Here is a 26,183-nt window from a genome sequence, read left to right on the forward strand (position 1 = left end):
TCTTTCTTCCCACCTTGCGATCAATTCCGACCGATGCGAACTACCTCAACGGAGTTTAAATCCTTTGGGGCTTGACGACAATCCCCATCGGAGTTATGGTCCGTTGGCAAGGGGAGCAAAAAAAATGGCACGCCTCAGCGATCTCGTTACAAAAACATCTGTGGTCCTCGGCATTTCAGAGCCAACAGTCGCAATGCATGCTCGGCATCTGCGAGAAGGTGGATTGATATCAAAGAGCGGAAGAGGGGCGTCGGCAGCGCGTATGAGCGCCCTTGATGCAGCGAGGATGCTGATATCATTTCTTTGCACAGATATAGCAAAGAATTCTGCTGAAGTAGTTAGAGATTTTGGATCTTTGGTATTGTTGTATAAAGCGGATGAGCTAGGTGAAGAAACATCAAAAGATCCAATAAAAGATAAATTTGGCGCGGCGAGTGACGACATATTCGAGCGAACTCTTGCCAATATTTTAGATGCAATGGGAGGTGAGGAGCATGACCCTTACATGGATGGCGGCATGTTGAATTTCTGTCATATGGAGATCAGATTTAAGGAGTTTATACAAACAATAAGTATTAGCTGTGGCGGGATCGATTATTTTTATGGGCCAACGGAAGAGCGAGAGTTCATTGAATCTCTGGTGGCGAGTCAAGATAAATATATAGTTGATGAAGTTTCTAGAATTAAATCAGCAGAAGAGCTCAGCGTTAAATACAATAGGGGCCTAAGAATTGAGAGGTCCGTGCTAAGCTATGAATTAAAAAGATTGGCTGATCTGATCGCTGATAGGGATGACACAATATGGAAAGTATTCAACGAATAGGAGAGGCTCTTAAGCAATCTCCGTCTTTGGCTGAAGACATGCTTCATGGGGCCGAAGCCATCGGCAAATTCATAGGTCTCGACCCCAGACAGGTCTACCATCAGCGCAAGCGGCTTCCAACTTTTAAGATCGGCGCCCTAATTTGCGCCCGCAAATCCACGCTATTGCGCTGGATTGAGGAGCAGGAAGCCAAGTCCACGGGAGCCGCGGCATGACACGAAGACCGAACAAGTACGAACAGCGGGGCGCCCTCGCGCCAACGAAAGGCCCCGCTGCCGTGCTGAACCTGCCGCGCCAACGGCAGACTCACTAACTCACCCACTCCCTTCCCAAGGAGACGAAATGAGCAACCGCAATATGGCGGCGACGAACCCGTGCGTCCAGAACGCATGTGGAGAACAGACGGGCAACGTGCCTGCCCCGATCACCCGTAAGTTTAACAAGACCACCATTGGGCAACGGCTCGACGGCTACCTGAACGCCACCTCCATGTGCAAGGCGAACGGGAAGGAGTGGTCGCATTATCAGGAAAATTCCGGCACTGCGGCGTTTGTGAATGAACTGGCTCTATCCCTCGGAATTCCGAGGGATAGCCTGATCACCTCCAAGCCGGGTCGGCCTGACCGTGGCGGGGGAACCTGGGTTCACCCGCGCATCGCTTACCATCTCGCCCAGTGGTGCAGCGCGAAGTTCGCGGTGAAGGTCACTGAGTGGATCGAGGAAATCGACACCAAGGGGTATGTGGTCGCGCCGGGCGTCTCCATCGCTCCCACTCTGGCGCCGGCCCGCAGCCAGACCCCCGACGCTCAGTTCCGGGACCGTCTGCGTTCATTCAAGGCGGCAGGCTTCAGCACCAGCGAAGCGGCCTTCGCCGCCAACCGCGCTATCCTCGCTCAGACCGGCGTGGACATCTTGGGATCGGGCGGCGTCGTCCGGCCTGATGCCAAGCCCGTTCAGGCACTCCTGCCGGCGGACCATCCCAAGGTGCTCGGGCCAACGGAGATCGGCGTCGAGATCGGCGTCCGCACCCGTCAGGGGGCTCTGTCCGGTCGAATGGTCAACACCCTCTTGGAGCGGCACGGCTTCCAGATCAAGGGAGGTACCAAGACCACCCCCTGGCACCCGACCGCCAAGGGCGAGCCCTTCGCGCAGTGGGAAGCGCCGGCAAAGGGTGGTGAGCATGGAGGTTCGGCCAACTGGCTGCGCTGGAAGTTCGGCATCGTGGCCGAGTTGATCGCCGCAACGTCCGCCGAGTCGCACTCCCCGTCCGACCAGACGATCCAGCACTGAGGAGCTGGCTATGGAGAAGCCCACCCACGCCGTGACTCCGTTCACGGTGACCCGCTACCGCTGCCCGACCTGCCGGAAGACCGGATCGAGCCGCGCCCAGATGCAGGCGCACGCCAATACCTGCATCCATAACCCCGACACGCAGGCGTGTGCCACCTGCGGCGCCAACGTCCAGCACCGTTTGCCGACAGAAGGCGGTTTTACCATCGAGCATGGGTGCGCCAAGGGTGCCCGCGAGTTCGGGAAGACGCTCAACCTGAACTGCCCGTCATGGCAGTCGAAGGCGGAGGTGTGACCATGAACATCACCCCTTACGTCTGGGCGCAGAGGTTCGATCCTGCCAACGCCGCTCTCCTCCTGAAGGAGGGTGGGGAATTCCGCGTCGCGTTCCGCAAGCAGCCATGGCTGGGGCGGGCCATGCTCGTCTCCAACCTCCTTTCGGACGGCATCGAGGACGCCGTGGGCAAGAGTGGGTTGACGGCCTTGCTGAAGGGCGCGTCGAGTGGCGGCCATATGATCCGCGGCGGCACCTTCGCGACCGACGTCGCCGGGGCGGTGCGGAGCGCTCGGACGGTGCTGACGGTGACACTGCTGTCGCTGGACGGGACCGATCGGAGCAAGGAAGTGCTGCGGGCGCGGGACATCTGCTCCGCGACAGTTCTCCTTCTCGCGGCTGAACCCGGCCTTCAGGCCATGGCCCGCGAGTGGTTTGGGTCCACCAAGGGCGGCGTTCGTCAACTCGGGCGGATGAACCTGCCGGGGATCGGCGCGGCGCTGCTGTCCGCCCACATGAGCGGGCCGCAGTTCGACGGCGACGCGTTGCCGGGCATCGCGGGCTCTCTGCTGACGGAGGTGTCGTGATGGACGGCACGTCATTGCGGACGATGGTCGACTCCATGCTCGTCGCCCTGAACGCTGCCCCACCGCTGCCGCAGGCCCCGGAAAGCCATCTGGGCAAGCTGGCGAGCTACGACGCTCTCTGGGCTCGGGGCGTAAAGGTTCCGGTGATGGAACTTTGCGACCTCGAACGTCTCGAACGTTTGGGCGACGCGGAGATAACGGCGGGCCGGCGCGTTGGCGAAGATCCCAACAGCCGAGAGCCGGGCACCGACCGGTCTCGGGCCTACTGGCACGGCTGGCAGGCGGGGCGAATGAAAAGGGTCCCCGACGAGGCGGACGCCGCTTTTCACGAACTCAACTACCGGGTCTGGTGGTGGGTTCTCCGTCACACGCCCGAGGCCCTTCGGCAAGTCGTGGCCTTCTGGCCCGACACCGACATCGCTAACCCCGAAGCCTACGCCGACTTGGAAAGCGCCCTTGAGCGCGGGGAGCCCGTCTGATGACTGCCGACGATACATCCGGGGGCGACGGCGCTGTCCGACAGCAAATGGCCCGCTCCACGCGTGCCGAGGCGGTTGAACTGGTCATCGCCGCCTACGACAGCCTGTCGGAACAGCGGAGGATCACGTTCCACATCGCCCAGGCGCAGGACTTTACGGTCCTGGCGGAACTCATCCTGAAGGACCCGAAGGCCCGCCGCCGCCCCACCCAGCTCGGCCACGCGGCGATGGTCCAGGACAGCGCCCGCTATCACATGGAACGGGCGCTCGGCCTTGCGCAGGACGAAATCACCGTGTTGCGGGAACTGTTCCGCAGCACGCTCGATCAGTTGGCCCAGGCGCAGATCGCCGTCGGGTTCTACTCCCGGCACGCCCACCAACTGGAGGTCTTGCTGCGCGAGCAGACCGAGGTCGATGTTCGTGACGCGATGGGGAGGGCCTAGGCCATGCATGCCTCCGCACTCCTCAACGCGTGGCAGGCCGCCAACCGGGAATGGCTGCGCCTGGGTGAAGACATGGACCAGCGGCACGCAGCGCTGGCGGAACGAAGTCCGGCCCGCCCCTACATCGTTGGGCCTCGCGGCTGGTGCATCACCCGCCATGACGAGATTGACGGCTGCCGCTATGCGGACAGCACCAAGCGTCGTCTCCACGAGCGGCTGGACACGGCTGTCGCGCAGTACGAAGCCGAACGGGAGGCAGCGGGGCTGAACGAGCTGGAAGACCGCTGGGTGACGCTGGCGGCCGATATGGAGGGCATGGCGCACCAGTTGGCCGCCGACCGTTCCGGCACGCTGGAGGCTGTGCAGGCCAAGCTGACGCTGTCCGTCGCCCTGTTCGATGAGAAGGCGGACGGCAGCGCCGTCGAGACGGCTCTCATCCGGTCGGCGCTGGCGGACATCAATGCCCTGTCGGCCACCGTTTCCGAACTGATGCGCCTCTCCGCGCTGATGGGCTTCGGCCCCGGCGCTGAGGCTGGACCCGGCGGCGCCGAGGTGTCGCACCTTCTCGAACTGGAGCGCCAGCACACCGTCGCTGACGAGCGCTACAACGCCATTCCCGACTCCGAGCCCGACGAGGTGTGGCAGCCGGCGCTTCAGGTGGTTGCGGATCTGGAGAACCAGATCACCGATGCGCCGATCACGACCATGGTCGGCGCGCTGGTCAAGCTGCGGCTCGCCCGCGGCCCGGTGGGAACCGGAGACGGCCTGATCCCACAGCGCTGCCTGGACAGCGCCAGCGACGTGCTGGAGGCCGTGGCGATGCAGGCCGGCTACAACCCGCCCTGGCGCCGCCCGGCGGGAGGTGCCGTATGACCAGAACCATCATCCGCGGCCCGTTCAGGGCCCGCCTGCGCATGGTCCGCCCGCAGCCCCCGGCCACACGCCTGCGCGGCGCCATCGCCGACCTGCGGGAGTGCATTCGCGAGGCGACTGTGAACCGCGACGATCTGCGCGAGATCGCGCACCGTCTGGACGCCCTCGCCGACGATATGGAGGGCCACGCCTGATGAGCTTCTGCGCCCTCCCGCAGGCTGAACAGGTCCGTCTCCAGCGCATCGCGGAGCATGTCCACGGTCTCGGCCCGCGTGCCGTTGCCGAGGCCCTGGCCGAAGCTCTGGCGCATGGAGACATGGGACGCCTGGAGTCCTATCGCCGCCTCGCTCCGGACCTGTTGCTCCTGGTCGGCGGCGACACATTCCCGCCGCGGGCCATGCTGGTCCCGCCGGCTGATCTTCATGACGACAACGACCGAAACCCCGCCTCCCTGGGCGGCAGAAAGGTGGCATGATGCGGACCTATGGGAAGGTTTACACGTCGTTCTGGACGGACCCGAAGACCATCACCTTGTCGGGCGATGCGCAACGGCTGGCGCTGTACCTGCTGACCGGCCCGCACAGCAACTCCATCGGCTGTTTCCGGCTTCCGACCGGCTACCTGATGGAGGATTTGCACCTCGAACCGGAGCAGGCCGTGGCCGCCATCGCCGAGTTGGAGACGGTCGGCTTCATCGTTCGTGATGCCAAGACGGGCTGGACGCTGATCGCCAATTTCCTGCGCCACAACCCGCCGGAGAACGGCAAGGTCGGCAAGAGTATGCTGCCGCTGATCGAGGCCGTGCCGCGCGGAACAGCCGTCTGGGCGGGCTTGGTAAGGGCTATCCAGCCGCACGGGGAACGGTATCCGGACGGGTATGCGATATCGCTTCTCCGGACCCTGGAAACCGTATCCCTGCTCGTGCCGGATTCCCTGGAACCGAGCACTGGCAGGGTATCCGATACGGTATGCCATAGGGTATCCGATACCCTGGAACGCAAGTCAGGAACCCCCGAACCCGAACCCAAACCAGAACCTAACCATTCCGTAGAGGCTTACGCCTCTACGGGCGCCGCGGCGCCCGGCGAGAGTGACGTCTATCGCCGAGGTCGGGAACTGCTGGGGACGAAGGCCGGCGGCTTGGTCACGAAGCTCCGGAAAAAACTCGATTACGACGACCGTCGGGTCATGCAGGTTCTCGAACTGGCCGGCACGAAGGACGTCCCCCGTGAGTATGTCGGGCGCATCCTCAACGACGAGGAGGACGCCACCGCCGAGGCCGTGATCGTGGACATCCGTCGCGAGTACGAAGCGATGGGGGTGCTGTGATGATCGATATCACCGCGATCAAGCGCACCCTGGAGGGGCGGGCAGGGGAGGTTGCCGAACGGCTTCTGCCGAAGGGCATCCTGGAGGGACGGGAGTGGTGCGTCGGGTCGATCCAGGGCGAGCCGGGCCGGTCGTTGAAGGTCTGCATTTCCGGTGCCAAGGCGGGGGTGTGGACCGACTTCGCCGCGGGCGGGGACGGTGGGGACCTGATCGACCTGTGGTGCGCCGTGAAGCAAATCCAGCTTCCGGAGGCCCTGGAGGAAATCCGGGCGTGGCTCGGCCTGGAGAAGCCGCAGTTCGAGAAGCGCGAGAAGGCCTATCGCCGGCCGGCAAAGCCGTCCTGCACCGCCCCCAAGAGCGCCGTGAAGGATTACCTGACCGGGGCGCGGAAGCTGTCGGAGCGCGCCATCGCCGCCTACCGGATCGGGGAGCAAGGCCGGACCATCGTGTTCCCCTCCTTGGTCGACAGCGAACTGCGGTTCGTGAAATACCGGCCCATCGACGACAAGCGGAAGCAGCGGGTGGAGCCCGACTGCGAACCCGTGCTGTTCGGCTGGCAGGTCATCGACCGCAACGCCCGCGAGGTGACGATCTGCGAGGGCGAGATCGACGCGCCCAGCCTGTTCGACTACGGCTTCCCGGCCCTGTCGGTGCCCTTCGGCGGCGGCAAGGGCGAGAAGCAGCGCTGGATCGAAGCCGAGTACGAGCGGCTGCTGCGGTTCGAGACGATCTACCTCGCGCTGGATAACGACCCCGAGGGGGAAGCCGCCGTGGAGGAGATCGTCGCCCGGCTGGGCCGCCATCGTTGCCGACGGGTGATCCTGCCGCACAAGGACGCCAACGATTGCCTGACCGCGGGCATCCCCGAGGCGGAGATCCGCCGGTGCTTCGAGATGGCGGCCACCATGGACCCGCCGGAGCTGGTGCGCGCCGGGCAATTCACGGACGACGTGATCCGGCTGTTCTGGCCGGTGGAAGGCCAGCGGGTCGGCTACACGCTGCCTTACGGCAAGGTCCGCGACCGGCTGCTGTTCCGACCGGGTGAGTTTTCCATCTGGACGGGGCCGAGCGGTCACGGAAAGTCCCAGATCCTCTCCCACGCCGGGGTCGAGTGGGGGAACCAGGGCGCGAAGGTCTGCATCGCGTCGCTGGAGATGGCGCCGCCGCAGTTCCTGCGCCGCATGGTCAAGCAGGCCGGGAACGTGGATCGACCGACCGAACCGTTCATCCGGAGGATCATGGGCTGGATGGACGAGTGGCTGTGGACATTCAACCTCGTCGGCAAGACGGGCGTGCAGCCCTTGCTGGACGTGTTCGAATACGCCCGGTGCCGCTACGGCTGCGACGTGTTCGTGATCGACAGTCTGATGCGCCTCGGCATCGGGTCGGAGGACTACCAGGGGCAGGAGCAGGCGGTGTTCACGCTGGTGAACTGGGCCGTCGAGAAGGGCGTCCACATCCACCTCGTCGCCCATTCGCGCAAGGCGGACACCAAGACCGGCGGCACGGCGCCGGAGACGGAGGACATCAAGGGCGCGTCGGAGATCGGTTCGAACGCCTTCAACATTCTCGGCGTGTGGCGGAACAGGAAGCTCGAGGACCAGATCAAGCAGCTTTCCGAGAAGGCCGACAGGGGTGACGGTTCTGCCGCGTCCGAACTGGACAATGCGCGGAACATGCCTCCCGTCATTCTCAACATTGCCAAGCAGAGGAACGGTGATTGGGAAGGAAAGTGCGGTCTGTGGTTTGATAACGCGACCTACCAATACAGAAGTTCACAAGACAGTAGGTTTGGAGTAAAATACGTTTCTCACGATAGTGGCGTGGAGGATGCAGCGTGATCACTGTGAAGTTTGGAGAAGAGCGCGTGTTCAATTCATCTCCGAGCCTCTCCAGTATCGCCGCTGTGGATGATCGGCAACCGGTCACGGTGTGGGAGATGCTGGTTTGGGCGTACCGGTCCCAGCGCGCCGACCGGCTGGGGCTGGGCCGCGGTGCCGCGTCCAAGCATCGGTGGGTGGATTACCTGTCCAGCCTGGACACCGAGATCGGCCCGACGATCAACCGTGACGCCGCCGCCGTCCATCGGATCGTGATCGGCATCCTGAAGCCGGACGACGCGCGCATGGTCATCGACGCGGCACTGGTGGGGGAGCAGCCGGAGCGGTCCACCGTTCAGCCGGAGCCGCGGGCGGTGCTGAACATGGACCACGGTGGCGCGATGCACAGCGTTCGGGGCGCCTGGGTGGAAGTCCCGTGGATTAAGCTGACGCCGGCTGAGCGGGAGAAGCTGTCCGCGACGGATGGCCACGGGGAGGTTGAGCGCTACGCCGTTCCCGGCGGCGCACACCGCTGGAAATACCGGGTGGACCTGCGACCTCGCCGCCGCCTGCGTCGGAAGCAGCGCGTGGTATGCGCCGTCACCGGGGCACCGCTGGACACCAACTCGGGCTGGGCGACCGGTGACCGGCTGTGGTCCCCTTACTGCCCCATCGAGTACTGGCCCGACCCGGCATACCTTGCGATGCTGGACGCCATCGCCGACCGGTTCGAGGCGGCCTGTGCGGCGCTGGAGGAGGCGTTCGTTCAGGTGCCCTTCCTGTCCCGTCGAATTGTCCGTGACGAGCGTAATACCATCGGAAAATCCTAACCCCTTATCGCGAAATCGTTATTGACGTGGGGGAGAGGTCAAGTGCATAGTCCATGGTGTAATGCCGAATTACACCCACATGAACCCCGCTCGGAGCAATCCGGAGCGGGGTCTTTCATTCTCGAACCCTCGCACTGGCCGACACAGCGCACTGGATGCCGGCCAGAGAAGCAGCGGCTTTGGGCTACGCCGACGGGCGATGCGCAAGGCCTGCAGCGACATGGTAGATGTCATCTGAAGATTGTTGGACTTCGTGGCCGGTAGGATTATCAGCCACGCTCAAGATTTCAATGTCGTCGACAATATCGCTTGTAATCGGTTGATTGTTCTGGGTGTTCATGGTCCTCCTAAGGGCGCGCTACACCAAGCTATTCGGTTGCGCCCGCACCGATCATAACACCTTTTCATGAATGTTGCGTTGCATCAATTGCCCGCCCGGTCCCCGCCCGGCGAGCTTCCGCCGTTCTGGAGCCCAGCATGGCCGATATCCCGCCCGAGTTATCCAAGGCCGCCTCTGGTCTGGTCGGCCCGGTGATTGGTGCTGCCAGGGGGCGCGGCTAAGGGGTTAGGTCCTTGTTTGGCTGTGTGACGCCCTTGTCAATGGCATCCCACCGCTGCCACATATGCCAAGCGACATCGACTGTTAAGTTTGCCAATCCCTTTAAATTGGTTGGAGGGTTCGGCGGATTGTTCATGACGAGTTGGACGGCAACCTGAAGGCACGCGTGCTTCACTGCGGTTTCGTCGGTCGGCATCGTCCCACCTCTGATTAGTGCGCACTCAGCTTACACGGGCAATACTCTCCCTGTGTTTGCGCCCTCGGGCTGGTTGTTGGCGCAGTGGAGGAGGGAGCTGGGGCTGCTTCAGAAACCATTTCGTTTCTCAATCCAGCCCGCCCGGTTCGCCGCGGCGGGTTTTGTCGTCTCTGGGCTCACGCTGGAGGATGCCATGACCGATCCCCTGACCCTGATCTACCTCGCCTTGGCCGTCTTCGTGTCGTTGGTGATCGGTGCTGTCGTGATCGGCGTGCTGGCGTGGCGCGGCGTCTCTCGGCCCATCGCCCGCACCCTGGAGCGCATGGAGGCCCGGCGGGCGGGACTCGACCGGGGCGCCCGGCTGACGGGGTGCCGGGCCGGGTGGTAGGCGCTGGCGTGGCCGCTGGTGCTGTTTAGCCCGGCCAGCCGCTACTTCCCTCCCGATCGCTCAGCCCCGCCCCACGCGCCACCTGACGGGCCGGAGCGGACATGGCCGACAGGCCGCGGGTCCTTCCCGGCGGCGGGGGAATACGGGTGGCAAAGGCGCGGTCATCGTCCAGGTGTGAAAATTCCATAGGGGGGGTTCCGCTTCCGGTTCGGCCTTCCGGTGAGGTGTGAAGATGGCAACCCAAGCCGAAATCGCGGCGCACCTCGACCTGTCCGACCGCAGCGTCCGCGAGCTGAAAAACCGGGGCGTCTTCAGCGCCAACGGGCGCGGGCAGATGGATTTGGACGCCTGCCGGATCGCCTACATCCGGCACCTCCGGGAACGCGCCGCGGGCCGCGCTTCGGACGACGCCGAAGCGGAAGGCCTCGACCTGACGGCGGAGCGCGCCCGGCTGGCCCGAGAGCAGGCCGACCACTACGCGATGAAGAACGCCGAGGCGCGCGGCGAGCTGGTCCGCGCCAGCGACTGCACCGCCGCGATGGTCTCGGTAATCGAGATGGCCAAGGCGAAGCTGATGCGCGTCCCGGCCAAGGTCGCCAAGTCCGATGGCCGCCTCAAGGACCGCATCGCCGATGCCCTGGAGGACGCGCTGGACGAGCTGAGCATGGCCCGCATCGAGGAAGAGTTGGGCGGGGCCGGCAAGGATGGGGACGACGATGGCGACGAATGACGCGATCCAGGTCCGCGGGCCAGTGCTGGCCGCTCAGGTCGCCCGCTGGCTGGCCGCGCTGAAGCCGCGCCGCCGGATGACCCTGTCCCAGTGGGCGAACAGCCGCGCCCGGCTGGAGGACGGCACCCGCTACCGACCCTTTCCCTTCCAGATCGGCATCCAGGACGCCTTCACCGATCCCGAGGTGCGGCAGATCTCGGTGTTGAAGGCCAGCCGCATCGGCTACAGCCAGATCGTCAAGAACTTCATCGCCTACTGCGCCGACCAAGCGCCCAGCCGGGTGCTGGTCTACCAGCCGACCATCGACGACGCCGAGGACTTCGCCAAGGACGACGTCGCCAAGCTGATGCTCTGGCCGGCGGTGCGCCGTCTCTTCTCGACCAAGACACGGGACAGCAACAACACGATCCGATCCAAGCGCTTCCCCGGCGGCTGGATCAAGGTCAAGGGGGCGAACAGCCCGAAGGAGTTCCGCCGCATCACCGCCGACAAGGTGATCCTGGAGGAGGTGGACGGCTACCCCCTGACCGCCGGCATCGAGGGCGATCAAGTCGGGTTGGCCTTCAAGCGCTGCCTGACCTCGGACGAGCCGCTGAAGGCCGCCGGCTCCACCCCGACCGTGAAGGGGACGAGCAAGATTGAGGCGCTGTTCCTCCAGGGCACTCAGGAGCACCGCTACGTGCCGTGTCCCTGCTGCGGCGAGATGCAGGTCCTGGTGTTCGGCAACGGCACCGGGCCGGGCATCCGGTGGGAGCCGAAGGAAGCGCCGTCCAAGGCTTGGTACGTCTGCGTCAACGGCTGCATCATCGAGGAGGACGCCAAGGCCGGGATGGACGAGCGCGGCGAGTGGCGGGCGCACGCCCCGCAGAACTGGCCGCACCGCTCCTTCCACATCTGGGCCGGCTACAGCCAGTTCGCCGGCGCGTCCTGGCTGGAGATCGCCAAGGAGTTCGTCGCCGTCCGCAAGGACCCGAACAAGCTGCGCGTCTTCGTCAATCAGGTGCTCGCCGAGACCTACGAGGTCCGCGGCGAGGCCCCGGCGTGGCGCCAGCTCTACGATCGCCGCGAGGACTATCAGGGCGTTCCCGCCGGCGGGCTGGTCCTGACCGGCGGCATCGACGTCCAGAAGAACCGCGTCGAGCTGTTCATCTGGGCCTGGGGCGCGGATTGGCAGTGCTGGCTGGTCGATCACATCGTGATCCCCGGCAACCCGTACGAGGCCGCGGTCTGGGACGAGGTCTCGCAGGCCATCATGGGCCGTTGGCGCCACGCCTCGGGTGTGGCGCTGGCGCTGTCCAAGGTCGGTGCCGACACCGGTTACGCCACCACCCAGGTGGAGGCCTGGAGCCGCAAGCACCCCGGCTTGGTCATCCCCGTGAAGGGCGCCACCAGCCTCGGGGCGCCGTCCTTCGCGTGGTCCAACGTCCGCGAGGCGTCGCCCAACGGCAAGCGCCGGAAACGCGGTCTCCGCCTCGGCATGATCGGCGGCCACGCCCTGACGCTGGAGCTGTACGGCAAGCTGAGCCTGCAGCCGCCGACCGACGAGGAGCGGTCCGACGGCGCCGGGCACCCCGCCGGCTTCATCCATCTGTCCAAGCTGGCCACCGAGGAGGTGTGCAAGCAACTCGTCGGCGACCAGTGGATGGAGGACCGCGGGGAATGGAAGCAGGTCCACGCCACTGAGGCTCTGGACGGGTGGAAATACGCCAGGGCCTGCACCATCGCCATGGGCATGGAGCGCTGGACGGCGGGTCGGTGGGCCGGGCTGGCGGACGAGTTCCCGCGGCCAATTGTCAAGCCCGTCGAGATCGGAGCCGTTGCGCCGACGGCGATGTCGGCCGCTCAGCCCGTCTCAACTCCGGGGCCAACCGTCAAGCGCCGCCGCATCCCAATGCCCAAGGCAACCTACGCCGACGATCCGTCTCTGTGAGGACCCCATGGCCGATCTCGTCACCCTTCAGACCCGGCTTGCCGAGGCTGAGGACGCCTTGCATCGCCTGAACATCGGCGACCGGGAAACCCGGATCACCTACGACGGCAAGACGACCGAGTATGCCGATGCGCCGAAGCTGGAGCGCTACATCGCCGAACTCCGGTCGCGGATTGACCGCCTGTCCGGGAAGCCCCGCCGCCCGCTGTACATGAGCTTCTGATGCGCAACGCTGTCCAGATCCTCGACCGGCACGGCAATCCGATGCCCGCGCCGCGCCGCCGCGCCGCGTCCGACACGTCGTATGACGGCGCGTCGATGACCTCGCGCGAGTTGGCGTCCTGGCAGGTCTTGGCGACCTCGGCGGACGCCGAATTGCTGCCGGAGCTGTCCACACTGGTCGCCCGTTCGCGCGACCTGTCCCGCAACAACGGGATCGCCTCCAGCGGCATCCAGGCCATCCTGGACAATGTGGTTGGCATCGGACTTCGCTTGAACTCGACGCCCGACTACAGGGCGTTGGGCCGGGATAAAGCTTGGGCGGATGCATGGAGCGCCAGCGTTGAAGCGAAGTGGCGCGCCTGGGCGGAGACAACGGATTGCGACGCCGCCCGAACCCTGAACTTCGCCGGCCTGACAATGCAGGTTGCCCGCGCCGGCCTGCTCAATGGCGAAGGGCTGGCGTTGCCGCTCTGGCTGCCGAGCCGCGACAGGAAATACGCCACCAGCATCCAACTGGTGGAGGCGGACCGCCTGTCCAACCCGCTCGGGCAACAGGACAGCGCCGCGCTACGCGGTGGCATCGAAATTGACCGGTATGGCGCCCCACAGGCCTATTGGGTCCGCAACAGCCATCCCGGCGACCTGCTGACCTGGGACCCAGGCCTGTATCAGTGGACGAAGGTTCCGGCTTTCACCAATTGGGGTCGGCGTCAGGTGATCCACGTCCATGATCGCGAGCGGACCGGCCAGAGCCGTGGCAAGCCGCTGCTGAGTTCGGTCCTGGCGCAGTTCAAGACACTGGATCATTACAGCAAGGCCGAACTCCAGGCGGCGGTTGTCAACGCGATGATCGCCGCGTTCATCAAAAGCACGGAATCGATCGACGACCTGAAGGAGCTGTTCGGGGGGCCGGATGAATACCTTGCGGCCCGAGCCGAGCATGCGGTCCGATTGAAGGCCGGCGCGGTCCTTCCGCTGTTCCCCGGCGACGAAGTGCGACCCTTTACCCCAGCCCGGCCCGCTGCTGCCTTCGATGCCTTCACCAAGTCGGTGCTGCGCCACATCAGCGCCGGCCTGAACATCCCGTACGAAATCCTGATGAAGGATTTCACCCAGACCAACTACAGCAGCGCCCGCGCCGCTCTGCTGGAGGCGTGGCGGTTCTTCAATGGGCGCCGTCAGTGGCTGGGTACCTACTGGGCATCGCCGGTCTTCGAGCTTTGGCTGGAGGAGGCGGTGAACCTCGGCGAAGTCGAGGCCCCCGACTTCTACCAGAACCGCTACGCCTATTCGCGTTGCCGCTGGATCGGCGCCGGTAAAGGCTGGGTCGATCCGGTCAAGGAGGCGCAGGCCGCCAAGTTGCGGATGGAGATCGGCGTCTCCACCCTGGAGGACGAATGCGCCGAGCAGGGCAAGGATTGGCGCGAAGTGATGGAGCAGCAGGCGAGCGAGCAGGCTGAGCGCCGCCGGCTCGGCCTGCCTCTGCTGGCCCAGGCGCCCAAGCCAAACGGCGCCACAGTCGATCAGGCGACGCCCGACGATCAGACCGGAGACGAATGATGCTTCTGATGCCCGAACCCGGTCCGGCCCTGTTGGCGCCGGCCTGGGTGCCGCGCGCCGCCGCCGTGGTGGGTGCCGGCGCCGAACCGCCCAAGGGGGCCGTTTACATCGGCGACATCGGCGCAGGAACGCGGCCATACGAGGTCGTCAACGGCGTGGCCGTGATCGGGGTCTCCGGCGTCATTGTTCCGGCCTATTGGTACATCGGGTCGCCCTATGTCACCGGCTGCAATGGCCTGCGCCTGCAGCTCGCCATGGCCTTTGAGGACCCCTCCGTTCGGGCCATCGCCCTGGTGGTGAACAGCGGCGGCGGCCTCGTCAGCGGCGTCGCCGATCTGGCTGACTGGATCACGGAGGCAAAGGCCTCAGCAGGAAAGCCGGTGGTCTCCATCCTGGCCGAGTTCGCCTATTCGGCGGCCTACTGGCTGGCCAGTGCCGCCGACACCATCAGCGTGCCCCGCACCGGCGGAGTCGGCTCGATCGGCGTCATCATGGTGCATTGGGACCTCAGCGCCGCGCTGAAGGAGGTCGGCATCAAGGCGACGATCATCGCCGCCGGCGACCACAAGGCCGACGGCAACTCCTACGAGCCGCTGCCTGACGGGGTCCGTGACCGCTGGCTGGCGGAGTGCGAGGACATCCGTCGGTTGTTCGCCTCCTCCGTGGCCCGATATCGCTCCGCCGCAGGCGCTTCGCTCGACACCGATACCGTCCTCGCCTCACAGGCCAGGACCTGGGAAGGCCCGACGGGGACGGCGGAAGCGGTCGCGTCCGGCTTCGCAGATGCCGTTCTCGCTCCCGACCAAGCCTTTCGGGCGCTTTTCGACACCCTCACCACCTGATGGAGCTTTCCATGAAGAACCTGTTCGCCCACCTCATGGGCGACACCAAGCCGGCTGCGGCCACGCCGACCGCGCCGACCGCGTCGCCGGGGGTGTCCGCCCCGGAGAAGCCCGCCGCCGCGGCGCCGGCTGGGGAAACCTCTCAGGCCCCCGGAAACGGGGCCGCCGCGCCGCAGGCGTCCGCCGACGATGCGGCGGCCCGCGCCCGGCAGGACGAGCGCGCCCGTTGCGCGGCCATCTTCGCCGATCCCGCCGCCGCCGGCCGCGTCGCCATGGCCGCCACGCTGGCCTTCACCACCGACCTCTCCGCCGAACAGGCCGTCGCTGTCCTGAAGACGGCGCCAGCCGCGTCCGCCCCAGCCGCTCCGGCTGGAAACCCGTTCGCCACGGCGATGGGTGCGTTGGGCAACCCCAGTGTCGGCACCGACACGTCGGGCGGGGACGGAGACGACCCCCAGGCCTTGGTCGCGCAGATCCTGAAAGCCGGCGCCTGACGCCGGCTTTCGCCTTTTCTGGAGAACCACGATGGGCATTTTCAAGCCGGGCGTCAGCTCGGAGAGCTACGCGCCGGACCTCCTGCTGGCCGGCGATTTCCCCCGCATGACCCGCAGCGTGACCCTGGTGTCCGGCCAGAACCTTGTCCGCGGAGCCGTCCTCGGCAAGATCACCGCGTCGGGCAAATACGTCCTCAGCGCCTCGGCGGCGTCCGATGGCTCGCAGACCCCGGTCGCCGTCCTGATGGACGACTGCGACGCCAGTGGCGGCGACAAGACGGTCGGCATCTACGAGAGCGGTGAATTCCTCGGCACCGCGCTTACGCTCGGCGCCGGCCACACGCTGGCCTCCATCCGCGACGGCCTGCGCGACCTGAGCATCTACATCCGCTGACCGCCGGTCGGCCCCAGCCCTCGTGCGCCTCAGCGCCACGTCACAGGGAACGAGCATCATGAATATCTACGATACCGCCGTCCTCAACGGCGTGGTGCAGAGCCTGAAGCGCCCGAAGGCCTTCCTGCTCAACACCGTCTTCGGCACCATCCAGACCGAGACGGCGGAACAGATCGCCGTGGACATCCTGATCGGCAACCGCCGCGTCGCGCCCTTCGTCTCGCCGCTGGTGGCCGGTAAGGTGCTGACTCAGGACGGCTTCACCACCAAGCTGTACAAGCCGGCCTACATCAAGCCGAAGTCGGTGGTTGATCCCAACCGCGCCTTCAAGCGTCAGGCCGGCGAGCAGATCGGCGGCACGCTGAACCCGCAGCAGCGGCTGATGGCCACCGTGCGCGGCATCATCGAGGACCACGCCGACCAGATCACTCGCCGCCTGGAGCTGATGGCTGCCGAGGCCCTGCGGCTCAGTCAGGTGACCGTCACCGGCGAGGGCTTCGAGACCCAGGTCGTCAGCTTCGGCCGCAGCGCCGCCCTGACCGTCGCCCTCACCGGCACCGACAAGTGGAGCGACGCCGCCAGCACGCCGCTGGATGATCTGGAGGCGTGGGCCGAGCTGGTGCACAAGACCGAAGGCGCGGTCATCAACACCATCGTCATGGACTCGGATGCCTGGGCGGCCTTCCGCACGAACGCCCAGGTCCAGAAGCTGCTCGACATCCGTCGCGCGGCGGGGACCCCGGTTGAACTCGGCCCCTCCACCTATGTCGGTGGCGCCCAGTTCAAGGGAAACATCGGCTCCTTCGATATCTGGGTCTACAGCGAGTACTACGAAGACCCGGCCACCGGGACCTTGACGCCGCTGCTGCCCAGCGGCACGGTGCTGGGCTTCGGCCCGAACATCGAGGGCGTGCAGGCTTTCGGCGCCATCCGCGACGAGGCGGCGGGCCTGCAGGCGCTGCCGATCTTCGTCAAGAGCTGGGTGCAGGAGGACCCGAGCGCCCGTTTCGTCATGAGCCAGTCGGCGCCGCTGGTGTACCCGCGCCGCCCGAACGGCTCCTTCGCCGCCACCGTGCTGTAAGGAGGGCCGGCCATGAAGATCCTCACACTCATCTCCGTGAAGCACGACAAGAAGCTCCATGCGCCCGGAACGGAACTCGACGTGCCCCCCGGCCTCGCCAAGGAACTGATCGAGAGCGGCTGCGCCGAGAGGGTTCTGGTCGATCCGCCGCCGACCGCCGATGAAGCGGAGACCGGCAAGCCCACCCCGACGAAGGCCAAGGCGTAGCCTCCACCACAGCGCGGCGAGCGGAAGCGGTTTGCGGGCCGCTTTTGCTCGCCTGGAGGACTGCCGATGCCCACCCCTTTCCAACGCATGCTCGATAGTGCCTTCCGTCGGCACGGAATCGACGCCGTCTATACCCCGCCCCGCGGCGGCTCTCCGGTGCCGTGCCGCGCCTCCTTCACCCATGGCGACCGGAACTGGCGCTACCAGGACGCCGGCGTCTCCACCCCGGCCCGCATCGCCGAGGTGCGGGCGTCGGAGGTCCCGTTGATGGAGGAAGAGGGCACCCTGGCCATCGGCGGGCGGACCTACGTCATCGCCAACGCCACCCAGCCGGACGCCGACCGGCTGCTGTGGCGCCTGGAGCTGCAGTGATGCCGACCTCCATCCGCGAACAGGTGCTCGCCGCCTTCGAAACGCTGCTCGGCACCGTCACCGCGCCGAACGTGCCCAGCACCGTCACCGTCTACCGCGGGCGTCGGAAGGCGGTCCCCGAAACCAACCTGCCGGCGCTGGTGATGCAGGCCTCCATCATCTCCCAGGACCAGTTCAACGCCGGGGCGGTGCGCAACCTGGAGCGCGTGGCCGTCTCGGCGCTGGTGAAGGAGTCCACCGACGCCGCGCTTGACCAAGCGCTTGCCGACGTCTCCGCCGCCGTCCAGAGGGCCGTCGAGGCGGACCCGACGCTGGGCGGGCTGGCGGTGGACACAAACCTCAGCGAAGCCGACCAAGCCACGGCCAACGACGAGGGCATCGGCGGCATCGGCGAGGCCTTCCTGGCCTTCACCGTCGAGTTCTGGACCCGCCCCGGCGATCCCTACACCGCGGCGCCCTGACCACACCCCACACACTGAGGACACCATGAACATCCCGGCCCATCGGGCGGCGGCGGTGGAGCCGACGCCTGCCGATACCTTCGTGATGAGCGAGGACGGCAAGACGGTCATCAACCTGACCGAACAGGAACGCGCGGCCCGCGGCGCAGCCGAGCAGGCGGAGCGCGAAGAGCCGAAGTCCGAAGCGGAGCCCGCGCCGGATGCCGCGCCCCCCGCCGATCTGCTGAAGCCGGCCAAGGCCGCCGGGGCGGGCAAGGCCACCACCCAGACGAAGGAGGCCTAAGCCATGGCGCTTCGCACCCGCAATCAGGCCCTTCTGGCCAAGATCGAGACGACCGAAGGCGTCGATGCTGCGCCGGTCCCCGGCACTGATGCCGTTCTGATCGAAAACCTCCAGCACAGCTACAACCCGAATATCATTCAGACCAACGAGCACACCGGTAGCCTGGACAGTCGCGGCCCCATCGCGGGCGGCATGACGGTCCAGGTCACCTTTGACGTGTTTCTCAAGGGGTCGGGAGCGCCGGGCACCGCCCCGGAGTGGGGCAAGCTTTTGCGCGCTTGCGGCTGGGCGGAGACGATCACCTCCACTGCCATCCCGGCCGCTCCGGAGGCCTGCGCGGCGGGCGGCACCACCACGACGGCGGTGTTGGGCACCTCCGCCGGCACCACGGCGCAGATGTACCGCGGCATGCCCATCGTGTTCACGAACACGGTGACCGGAACGTCCTTCATCACGGATTACACCGCGGGGAAGACGGCGACCCTCGCCGATACGATGTCCGGCGCCATCGTCGCCACCACCTCCTACCAGATCCCGGTGAACGTCCGATATTCCCCGGCCTCGATCAACATCCCGTCCGTGACGCTCTACTCCTACCGGGACGGCAAACTCCTCAAGGTGACCGGCGCTCGCGGCACCGCCACTCTGGAGTTCACCAGCGGCGGAGTCGGGCGGATGCGCTGCACCTTCACCGGCATGTTCGGTTCGCAGACCGACACCCCGGTGCCGGCCCACTCTACGATGCCCACCGACAGCACCCGCCCGCCGATCTGGAAGGGCGGGCGGGCGTTGGTCAACCGGTCCAAGGCGGCGATGGCCTCACTGTCCGTAGACTTCGGCAACCAGATGACCAACCCGGACAACCCGAACGCGGCGGAGGGCTACGATCCGGCCATCATCACCGCGCGCAACATGACCGGCTCCTGCGACCCGCTGGAGGAGCTGGTGGCGACGCGCGACGCCATCGCCGATTTCCGGGCCGGCAACGCCCAGCCCATCGGCCTCAGCTACGGCGCCGTCGCTGGGAACCGCGTCGGCCTAACCATCCCGGCGGGCACCTACACCAACGTCCAGCCCGGCGACCGCGGCGGCCTCGCCACGCAGGGGCTGCAGTTCGCTTGCACCGGCCAGGACGCCGGCGCCTTCCTCACCCTGTACTGACGAACCCCGGCCCGGCACCGGGCAACCGATCGGCTTCGGCCGATGGGGCGCAACAGCGCAGCGGGTGGCGATGTCGGCGCCACCCGCATCCCTCAACCGACATGAGGTCCACAATGCTTCCCGTCTCCGCCAAGGACGTGATCCGCTTCACGCCCGTTCTCGACCGTATCGACCTTCTCCGGAAACTGCAGGCTCTGGCGGACACCGACGAGGCCCGTGCCGCCTTTGCCGACCTGATCGTCAAGGCGCAGAACGAAGCCGACGCCAAGCCGCAGCCGGTCTACCTGCTGACCGTGCCGAGCTATCTCCAGCGCGCCGCGTGGCGCCGCGACGTCCGCGCCGCCGGTGCGATGTATCCGGGCGACGCCGAGCTGTTCCGGGCGCTGCGGGACGACCTGCGCGCCTGTGCGCCGGTCAACCTGGACGACCTGCTGGCCGTCGTGGACGAAGCGGAGGCGGCATCCGACGGCGAGGTGGACCCCGAGGCGGTGGAGCGGCTGGGCGAGATCGACCGCCTCGCCCGCGCGCTGGGGCGCCGCTACGCCGCCCTGGAGGGCGACCGCGAGTTCTACCTGTCGGTGTCGCCGATCATCGCAGCCCGTCACTTCCTGCTGGGGTGGGAGGGCGTCAAGGCGGAGGACGGCGGCGATGCCCCGTTCGAGCGGCGCGGCGGACTGACCACCGACGAAACGCTGCAGCACCTGGACGAGCGGGAACTGCGCGCGGTGGGCGTCAAGATCATCGGCCTGATGCGCGTCGGGAAGGATCAGGAAAAAAACTCCGTCTCGCCGTCGCAGTCGCACGACGGCCGGAAGCCTTCCCCGACGGAGACGAAGCTCCTGACGGAAGCGAATGGGACCTCTTCGGCGAGCGGTACCGGCGGAACCCCCGCTACCTGCTGAGCGAGGGGGATTGGGAGATGGTGCGGCTCTGGCGGGCCTTCCGGCCGGCGCCGGGGCGCATCGGCGGCATGGCGGCCGGTGTGGTGCCGGTGACCGGCCATCTCCCCGAGGCGGGCGGCTACGGCGAACAGGCCGCGATCATGCTGGACGCCTTCGAGGTCATGAGCCGGGCCGAGGCGGAGTTGGTGGAGGGCGAGTCATGATGATCGTCGGGCGCATCCAGGGCGACCTGAAGGGGCTGTTGAACGAGCGGATCGGCGAGATCGCCGACGCCGCCCGCGCGGCGGTCCGCGGCGCTTCGGAACGTCTGCAAGCCGATCTGCGCGCTCAGGTCCGCGGCGCCGGCCTCGGGATCGGGCTGGAAAAGGCGTGGCGCCTCGACCTCTACCCGAAGAGCGGGCGGAAGACGCTGCGCCCGGCCGGCCTCGTCTACTCGAAGGCCACCCGCCTCCACGACGCCTTCGACGCCGGCGAGACGGTGCGGGCGAAGGGCGGGAAGTGGCTGGCGATCCCGCTGGAGGCGGCGAAACAGGCCGGCTTCGACCGCAGTTCGGAGCGGGACGACCTGACCGCCCGCCGCCCGGGCCCGGTGCCGGCGAAGTGGTCCAACGTCTCCGCCGCCGAATCACGCTTCGGCAAGCTCCAGTTCGTTCCGATCAACGGTGGTCGGCGCGCGCTCCTGGTGGCGGACGGCAAGGCCCGCGGCGACGTGCTGGCCCGAGGCGGCGCCGGGCGCGCCACTTCGATCCCGCTCTTCCTCCTCGTCCGGCAGACCCGCGGGCGGAAGCTCCTCGACATCAGCGGCGCCGCCCAGCGGGCGCAAGCCCAACTCGCCGCCAACCTCTCCAACATCATCGGACGGTAGCCATGGCCGAAAAGAAAGTCAGCGTGCGCCTGGCCGTCGAAGCCGACCGCCTGGACGAGACCAAGCGCAAGCTGGAGGAGCTGGGCGTCGCCATCAAGAGCATCGGCAACGACAACAGCCCGGAGAAGCTGCGCCGCCAGTTCGAAGCCCTGGAAGGCCGTCTCGACCCGGTGTCGCGCGCCACGCAGCGGCTTGCCCGCGATCAGGCGACGCTAAACAGCGCCCTGGCCTCCCGAGCGGTCAGCGAGCAACGCTACACCGAGTTGATGGCCATCTCCCAGCAGGCTCACGACCGGATGATTGCCGGGCAGACCGCGGCGGCGGCGAGCAGCGGCCAGTTCAAGGGCGCTCTCGGCAACCTCGGGCTCCAGCTCCAGGACGTGACGGTACAGGCCCAGATGGGCACCTCCGCTTTCATCATCCTGGCGCAGCAGGGGCCGCAGATCGCCTCCGCCTTCGGCCCGGCCGGTATCGCGATTGGTACGGTGGTGGCCATCGCCTCCGTCGCGGCGGGGGTGATTTTTGGGCTTGGTAAGACGGCCGATGACACGGCCACCGCTTTCAACGACTACGGCAAGGCCCTGGAGTTCACGGCCAAGCTGCAGGACGAGCTTGCGCGGGCGACCCGCGGGCAAGCGGACGCGATGGAAGCGGAGAAACGCAACATCATCGAGGTCCGCAAGGAGGCTTTGCGACTGGCAGAAGCGCGCCTGCTGGCCGCTCGCGCCGCCGCCACGGACGAGGAAGGCGACGGGCTCCACACCGGCAGCGGCATCAGCCAGAGCGCCCGGCAGTCGGCCACCAACCGTCTCGAAGGGCGGTGGAAGTCCCTGCGCGATGAGCTGGAGATCCTGAAGGCGAGCGCCGGCGACTACAACGGCGTGGTCGACCGCATGGTTCAGCAAAACCAGCGCGCGGCGACGGGTGTTACGACGCTGGACGAGGAAATCACCAAAGCCCGCCAGGGGATCGTCGAGCAGACGAAGGCGCTGGGGCTGGAGGCGGACACCTTCGGCAAGTCCAACGCGGAGAAGCTGCGCGCGACCCTGACGCAGCAGATGCTGGCCAGGGAGTACAAGACCAGCGCCGACCAGTTGAGCGAGGCGACGAAACGGACGATCAACGATGCCGTCGCCCAGCAGGAGCGCATCGACAAGCTGGAGGCGCAGAAAAAGGCCCAGGAGGAGGCGACGCGGGCCGGCGAGCAGGCCTCCCGCCACGCCGAGCAAGAAGAGCGCAAGCGCCAGCAGGCGTTGCGGACGGCGGACATTTACGTCGACCGGCTGCGGGGCGAGTCCGATGGCCTGAAGCTGACGGAGCGCGAGCGCTTCATCGCCAACAAGGCGTTGGAGCTTGAGCACCAGTTGCGTGGCAAGCTGTCGCCGGACGTGCTGGCGGAATACATCCGGCAGGTGGAGTACGAGGCCGGCGCGCTCTACGACGTCACCGATGCCCGCAAGAAGAAGACCAAGGCCGACGAGGAGGCGGCCCGCGCGCTTGAGGCTTACCAGCGCGAGGTGCAGACCGTCGCCACGGACATCGCCCGCGACTGGTCGGAAACCCTCTACGACAGCATCGTCCTGAAGGACAAGCGCGCGTCCATCGTGGACAGCTTCCGCGACCTGTTCAAGCGGATCGCCATTGAGGCGATCAAGGCGCAGATCGTCCTGCCGATCACCACGGCGATCGTCGGGAGCGTGCCCGGGCTGTTCGGCATCCAGGCGCCGGGGAAGCCGGGTGCTGCCCAAGGCGCCGCGGGCGGGACCGGCGTCGGCGTCAGCGACGCCATCGGTCTCGGCAGCCTGCTCACCGGGGCCGGCGGCTCGTCCATCGGGCAGGGCATTGTGTCCGGCGCGTCGGAACTGGCCTTCGAACTCACCGGGTCGGCGGGTCTTGCCCAGGCGCTTGGCCTGGGCATCCAGGCCACCCCATGGGGCATCATCGGCGGGATCGGCGCGAACCTGCTCGGCCTGGGCAGCAAGAATCCGTTCGTCAGCGGCGCGGGGGGCTTGGTTGGCGGCATCGCCGGCGGAGCGCTCGGCGCCACCTCGCTCGGCACGCTTCTGGGCGCGGCCGGGGGGCCGATCGGGGCCATTGCCGGCGCGTTCCTGGGCACGGCGGCGACCGGACTGTTCCCGGAGGACCGGAACCTCCCCTGGGGGCAGTTCGCGTCCATCGGTGGCCGGCAAAGCGCCTTGGAGGCGCTGGATGGCTACGACACGTCGGCGCTTGGGCAGGCCGGTACACAGGCGCTCGCCACGCTGCAGGCCTTGGCGGGGGCGGCAAAAATCCCGGTGTCCAGCTTGCCGCTGGGCGGCATCGGCTTCAACCAGGAAACCCGTGGCAACCTTGGCCCTGGCTACTACAGCTTCATCGGCGGGGGTGGTTTCGAAGCTCGGTCGGCGAAGTCGTTCGGGACGGCGGAGGAGGCGGTGGCCGACTTCATCGCGCGCAGCCTGGAGAACGCCGACCTGTCGGCCACCTCCGAGAATGTGCGGAAGGTGCTCGACCGCGGCGTGCTCGACGGGCTGGACCGGCTCCTGTCCGACCTGCAACTGGCGGCGACGGACTTCGCCACGGCCTTCTCGTCGGTCGGTCAGGCGCAGCCGGATCAGGTCGCGGCCTCCATCACGACGGTCGCACAGTCGTTCGTCACCATGCGGGACCGCGCCGAGCAGCTCGGCCTGTCTGTGGACGGCCTATCCGCCAGCGTGAAGGGCGCCACCGACCGGGTGCTGGACTCCGCCATCCGGCAGGCCAACGGGACGGGCTTCATCGATCAGGCGTTGGGCATCCGGGCGACCTTCACCCAGGTCGGGCAACAGCTTCTCTCCACCGGGCAGAGCGGCGACAAGGCCATCCAGCTCTACGGCGCGCAGATGTCCGCCCTGGTCAACAGTCTGGGCGACGACGAGAACGCCGTGAAGAACCTGACCTTCCTCGCCGACGCCATGCACGGCGTGGACGACGTGGCGGAGAGCTTTGCCCGGCTCCGGATCGAGCAGCTGAAGACCAAGCTCGCGACGGACCAGCAAGCCGCGTCGATGGCCAAGCTCACGTCGCAGGCGGGCAGCCTGACGGACTGGCTGAACGGTCAGGCCCTTGGGGACGGCTCTTCCCTGTCGCCGGTCGCCAAGATGGCGGAGGCCGAGCGGCAGTGGGACGCGGCCCTGAAGAAGACCCGCGAGACGGGCGACGTCTCCTACGCCACCAAGGCGTCGGAGACCCTGCTGTCGGCGTCCCGGCCGGTGCTGGTCCTGGGCACCGAGGCCTACAGCCAGCGGGAAGATTGGATCACCTCCACGCTGCGCAATTTGGGGCACGAGCTGGGCCTGCCCGGCTTCAAGACGGGCGGTTCCTTCGAGGTCGGCGGCTGGGGTGGCGTGGATAGCACCCTGGTCCGGTTCATGGCCACGCCGGGTGAGCGGGTCACGGTCACGCGGCCCGACCAGCAGGCGCAGGGCCAAGCGACTGTGGTGCGCGACAACGCCGACATCGTGCGGGCGCTGTCGCAGATGGTCGGCGTTCTGCGGGGCGAACTGCAAGCCGTGCGGGCGGAACTGGCCGGCCTGAAGGGCGAGCAGCGGATAGGCGCGAACCTCAAGCTGGTGGGTGGCTGATGACCTGGGGTACCAATCCAGCCGGAACGGTGCCGTGGGGGGCGCGGGGCTTTGCCGCCCTGCCGTCCCCGCCGGCCTTCGTCTCCGCCACGCAGGGCAGCGTGTGCGACGTGGTGTTCCTGGTCGAGATGCAGCCCGCCACCGGAGCCACGGCGACGGTGGAGCGCAAGCCGCTCGTCCAGGGCACCTATGCGTGGGGCACGCTGCCCTATCGCCAGCCGTCGCCGCCGTCGATCCGCATCGACTGGTCGGATCGGGACTGGACCAGCCGGCCGGACGATGCCCGCGCCAACGTCCATTTTGAAGGGCGGGTGGAGCCGCCGCAGTTTGATCGCAGCATCCCCATCGTGCCGGGATCGGGCAGGGCGGCGGTGTCCATCGGCGAGCTTGTGGCGGTCAACGCCGATGGGGTCTACGACAGTTACCCCGACGCCTACGCGATCGACGCCACGCCGGTCCGGGTGGCCGTCCTGCCCAAGCGGTCCAGCCGCTACAGCGAGGCGGCCACCGTGTTCCAGGGCCAGGGCCTGGACTGGTGGGCGGACGGCTCCCTGCATGTCCGGATGCGGGATGCCGGGTACCTGCTGGACGTGCCGCTCCTGGCCCTCTACGGCGGCACGGGTGGAGCGGACGGCGGGGCGGAACTGGCCGGGAAACCGATCCGGCAGACCTACGGTCTTTGCCGCGGCGTGACCGGCGATCTGGTCAACTCCAGCCTGCTGATCTACCGGTTCCATGACCGCCTCGCGGCCGGTGTCGATGCCGTCTACATCAAGGGCGCCCCGGTGATCTGGGACGGCAACACCTACGCCAGCTACGCCGCCCTGGCCGCCGCCACGGTGGCCTCGGGGCGGTTCGCGAAGTGGCTCGGCTCGGACGGCTCCGGCTGGAGGCTCGGGACCGGACCGGACGGCACGCCCACCGCCGACGTCCGGGGCGATGCCGTGGGCGGCTACGTCTCCGACACCGCGGGCGTGATCCGGCGGCTGTTGGAGCGGGGCGTCCCGACCGCGTCCCTGGCGCTGTCCAGCTTCGCCAGCATGGCGGGTTACCTGCCCGGAACCATCGGCTACCACGTCGCCGCGCAGAAGGACGTCAGCGTTGCCGCGACGGAGGTTGCTGTGGCAGCTGCCTGCTGGTGGGGCGATGCCGGCGACGGGCTGCTGTC

Annotated in this window: 32 protein-coding genes; 31 read left to right on the top strand and 1 reads right to left on the bottom strand. The window is 67.1% G+C overall.

The genetic code is table 11. The features are described 5' to 3' along the window. The first annotated feature begins 124 nt into the window (after window positions 1-124). The 12 genes from FBZ83_RS27960 (at window position 125) to FBZ83_RS28020 (ending at window position 8,748) form a co-directional block, all read left to right on the top strand. The gene (locus FBZ83_RS27960; protein ID WP_145690052.1) at window positions 125-823 is read left to right on the top strand and encodes a hypothetical protein; all 699 of its coding nucleotides are present in this window, start codon (window positions 125-127) and stop codon (window positions 821-823) included. A gap of 342 nt (window positions 824-1,165) precedes the next feature. Beyond that, entirely contained in the window at window positions 1,166-2,113 is a 948-nt protein-coding gene (locus tag FBZ83_RS27970; RefSeq protein WP_145690054.1) for a KilA-N domain-containing protein, read from the top strand. Between the two features lie 10 nt (window positions 2,114-2,123). After that, on the top strand, window positions 2,124-2,408 hold the full coding sequence (locus FBZ83_RS27975; RefSeq protein ID WP_145690055.1) for a hypothetical protein: 285 nt from the start codon (window positions 2,124-2,126) through the stop codon (window positions 2,406-2,408). A 2-nt stretch (window positions 2,409-2,410) separates the two neighbouring features. After that, window positions 2,411-2,974 (top strand): hypothetical protein, encoded by a 564-nt coding sequence (locus FBZ83_RS27980; RefSeq protein WP_145690056.1) that lies wholly within the window; start codon window positions 2,411-2,413, stop codon window positions 2,972-2,974. Then, the gene (locus FBZ83_RS27985) at window positions 2,974-3,453 is read left to right on the top strand and encodes a hypothetical protein (protein WP_145690057.1); all 480 of its coding nucleotides are present in this window, start codon (window positions 2,974-2,976) and stop codon (window positions 3,451-3,453) included. The genes FBZ83_RS27980 and FBZ83_RS27985 overlap by 1 nt, the downstream gene beginning before the upstream one ends. A gap of 47 nt (window positions 3,454-3,500) precedes the next feature. Beyond that, window positions 3,501-3,896, top strand: coding sequence for a hypothetical protein (locus tag FBZ83_RS27990; RefSeq protein ID WP_211101709.1), 396 nt, complete (start codon window positions 3,501-3,503; stop codon window positions 3,894-3,896). A 3-nt stretch (window positions 3,897-3,899) separates the two neighbouring features. Then, the gene (locus FBZ83_RS27995) at window positions 3,900-4,769 is read left to right on the top strand and encodes a hypothetical protein (protein WP_145690059.1); all 870 of its coding nucleotides are present in this window, start codon (window positions 3,900-3,902) and stop codon (window positions 4,767-4,769) included. After that, window positions 4,766-4,963, top strand: a complete 198-nt coding sequence (locus FBZ83_RS28000; RefSeq protein WP_145690060.1) for a hypothetical protein — start codon at window positions 4,766-4,768, stop codon at window positions 4,961-4,963. The genes FBZ83_RS27995 and FBZ83_RS28000 overlap by 4 nt, the downstream gene beginning before the upstream one ends. Then, on the top strand, window positions 4,963-5,244 hold the full coding sequence (locus FBZ83_RS28005; protein ID WP_145690061.1) for a hypothetical protein: 282 nt from the start codon (window positions 4,963-4,965) through the stop codon (window positions 5,242-5,244). Before FBZ83_RS28000 ends, FBZ83_RS28005 begins: the two co-directional genes overlap by 1 nt. Beyond that, a complete protein-coding gene (locus FBZ83_RS28010) occupies window positions 5,241-6,098 on the top strand; it encodes a hypothetical protein (RefSeq protein WP_145690062.1) in 858 nt (285 codons plus the stop codon). The genes FBZ83_RS28005 and FBZ83_RS28010 overlap by 4 nt, the downstream gene beginning before the upstream one ends. Further along, entirely contained in the window at window positions 6,098-7,939 is a 1,842-nt protein-coding gene (locus FBZ83_RS28015) for an AAA family ATPase (RefSeq protein ID WP_145690063.1), read from the top strand. Before FBZ83_RS28010 ends, FBZ83_RS28015 begins: the two co-directional genes overlap by 1 nt. A 98-nt stretch (window positions 7,940-8,037) precedes the next feature. Further along, window positions 8,038-8,748, top strand: coding sequence for a hypothetical protein (locus tag FBZ83_RS28020; protein WP_247888508.1), 711 nt, complete (start codon window positions 8,038-8,040; stop codon window positions 8,746-8,748). A gap of 184 nt (window positions 8,749-8,932) precedes the next feature. On the opposite strand, the gene FBZ83_RS31585 is transcribed toward FBZ83_RS28020, so the two are convergent. Beyond that, window positions 8,933-9,088, bottom strand: a complete 156-nt coding sequence (locus FBZ83_RS31585) for a hypothetical protein (RefSeq protein WP_186466210.1) — start codon at window positions 9,086-9,088, stop codon at window positions 8,933-8,935. 608 nt (window positions 9,089-9,696) lie between these two features. Between FBZ83_RS31585 and FBZ83_RS28025 the strand changes: the two genes are divergently transcribed. The 19 genes from FBZ83_RS28025 to FBZ83_RS28115 form a co-directional block, all read left to right on the top strand. Then, complete coding sequence (locus tag FBZ83_RS28025) at window positions 9,697-9,891, top strand: hypothetical protein (protein ID WP_145690064.1); 195 nt, start codon at window positions 9,697-9,699, stop codon at window positions 9,889-9,891. Between the two features lie 232 nt (window positions 9,892-10,123). Next, window positions 10,124-10,621, top strand: a complete 498-nt coding sequence (locus tag FBZ83_RS28030; RefSeq protein WP_186466211.1) for a hypothetical protein — start codon at window positions 10,124-10,126, stop codon at window positions 10,619-10,621. Continuing rightward, entirely contained in the window at window positions 10,608-12,551 is a 1,944-nt protein-coding gene (locus FBZ83_RS28035) for a phage terminase large subunit family protein (protein ID WP_186466212.1), read from the top strand. The genes FBZ83_RS28030 and FBZ83_RS28035 overlap by 14 nt, the downstream gene beginning before the upstream one ends. Window positions 12,552-12,558: 7 nt before the next feature. Beyond that, window positions 12,559-12,774 (top strand): phage head-tail joining protein, encoded by a 216-nt coding sequence (locus tag FBZ83_RS28040; RefSeq protein ID WP_145690066.1) that lies wholly within the window; start codon window positions 12,559-12,561, stop codon window positions 12,772-12,774. Then, window positions 12,774-14,333 carry a phage portal protein gene (locus tag FBZ83_RS28045; protein ID WP_211101710.1) on the top strand — a complete coding sequence of 520 codons (1,560 nt, stop codon included), beginning with the start codon at window positions 12,774-12,776 and terminating at the stop codon, window positions 14,331-14,333. Before FBZ83_RS28040 ends, FBZ83_RS28045 begins: the two co-directional genes overlap by 1 nt. 8 nt (window positions 14,334-14,341) lie before the next feature. Further along, on the top strand, window positions 14,342-15,175 hold the full coding sequence (locus FBZ83_RS28050) for a S49 family peptidase (protein ID WP_186466213.1): 834 nt from the start codon (window positions 14,342-14,344) through the stop codon (window positions 15,173-15,175). Between the two features lie 11 nt (window positions 15,176-15,186). Beyond that, entirely contained in the window at window positions 15,187-15,669 is a 483-nt protein-coding gene (locus tag FBZ83_RS28055) for a hypothetical protein (RefSeq protein ID WP_145690068.1), read from the top strand. Window positions 15,670-15,700: 31 nt separating this feature from the next. Continuing rightward, entirely contained in the window at window positions 15,701-16,063 is a 363-nt protein-coding gene (locus FBZ83_RS28060) for a head decoration protein (RefSeq protein WP_145690069.1), read from the top strand. A 58-nt stretch (window positions 16,064-16,121) separates the two neighbouring features. Further along, window positions 16,122-17,144, top strand: a complete 1,023-nt coding sequence (locus FBZ83_RS28065; RefSeq protein ID WP_145690070.1) for a major capsid protein — start codon at window positions 16,122-16,124, stop codon at window positions 17,142-17,144. A 12-nt stretch (window positions 17,145-17,156) separates the two neighbouring features. Then, window positions 17,157-17,351 carry a hypothetical protein gene (locus FBZ83_RS28070; protein WP_145690071.1) on the top strand — a complete coding sequence of 65 codons (195 nt, stop codon included), beginning with the start codon at window positions 17,157-17,159 and terminating at the stop codon, window positions 17,349-17,351. Between the two features lie 66 nt (window positions 17,352-17,417). Further along, window positions 17,418-17,723 carry a head-tail joining protein gene (locus tag FBZ83_RS28075; RefSeq protein ID WP_145690072.1) on the top strand — a complete coding sequence of 102 codons (306 nt, stop codon included), beginning with the start codon at window positions 17,418-17,420 and terminating at the stop codon, window positions 17,721-17,723. Further along, a complete protein-coding gene (locus FBZ83_RS28080; protein ID WP_145690073.1) occupies window positions 17,723-18,184 on the top strand; it encodes a hypothetical protein in 462 nt (153 codons plus the stop codon). Before FBZ83_RS28075 ends, FBZ83_RS28080 begins: the two co-directional genes overlap by 1 nt. Before the next feature lie 25 nt (window positions 18,185-18,209). Then, window positions 18,210-18,467: a hypothetical protein gene (locus tag FBZ83_RS28085; RefSeq protein ID WP_145690074.1), complete on the top strand. Its 258-nt coding sequence runs from the start codon at window positions 18,210-18,212 to the stop codon at window positions 18,465-18,467. Window positions 18,468-18,470: 3 nt separating this feature from the next. Next, on the top strand, window positions 18,471-19,628 hold the full coding sequence (locus FBZ83_RS28090; RefSeq protein WP_145690075.1) for a hypothetical protein: 1,158 nt from the start codon (window positions 18,471-18,473) through the stop codon (window positions 19,626-19,628). 113 nt (window positions 19,629-19,741) lie between these two features. Continuing rightward, window positions 19,742-20,530 (top strand): hypothetical protein, encoded by a 789-nt coding sequence (locus FBZ83_RS28095; protein ID WP_145690076.1) that lies wholly within the window; start codon window positions 19,742-19,744, stop codon window positions 20,528-20,530. A gap of 17 nt (window positions 20,531-20,547) precedes the next feature. Beyond that, the gene (locus FBZ83_RS28100) at window positions 20,548-20,733 is read left to right on the top strand and encodes a hypothetical protein (RefSeq protein WP_145690077.1); all 186 of its coding nucleotides are present in this window, start codon (window positions 20,548-20,550) and stop codon (window positions 20,731-20,733) included. Next, window positions 20,730-21,395: a DUF6441 family protein gene (locus FBZ83_RS28105; protein ID WP_145690078.1), complete on the top strand. Its 666-nt coding sequence runs from the start codon at window positions 20,730-20,732 to the stop codon at window positions 21,393-21,395. Before FBZ83_RS28100 ends, FBZ83_RS28105 begins: the two co-directional genes overlap by 4 nt. Window positions 21,396-21,397: 2 nt before the next feature. Then, window positions 21,398-25,015: a phage tail length tape measure family protein gene (locus FBZ83_RS28110; RefSeq protein WP_145690079.1), complete on the top strand. Its 3,618-nt coding sequence runs from the start codon at window positions 21,398-21,400 to the stop codon at window positions 25,013-25,015. Then, window positions 25,015-26,183: hypothetical protein (locus tag FBZ83_RS28115; protein WP_145690080.1), on the top strand; the 1,169-nt coding region annotated here is incomplete at its 3' end. The genes FBZ83_RS28110 and FBZ83_RS28115, both read left to right, overlap by 1 nt.

Origin of the sequence: Azospirillum brasilense (assembly GCF_007827815.1) — a bacterium.
In the GTDB taxonomy this organism is placed as follows: Bacteria; Pseudomonadota; Alphaproteobacteria; order Azospirillales; family Azospirillaceae; genus Azospirillum; species Azospirillum brasilense_C.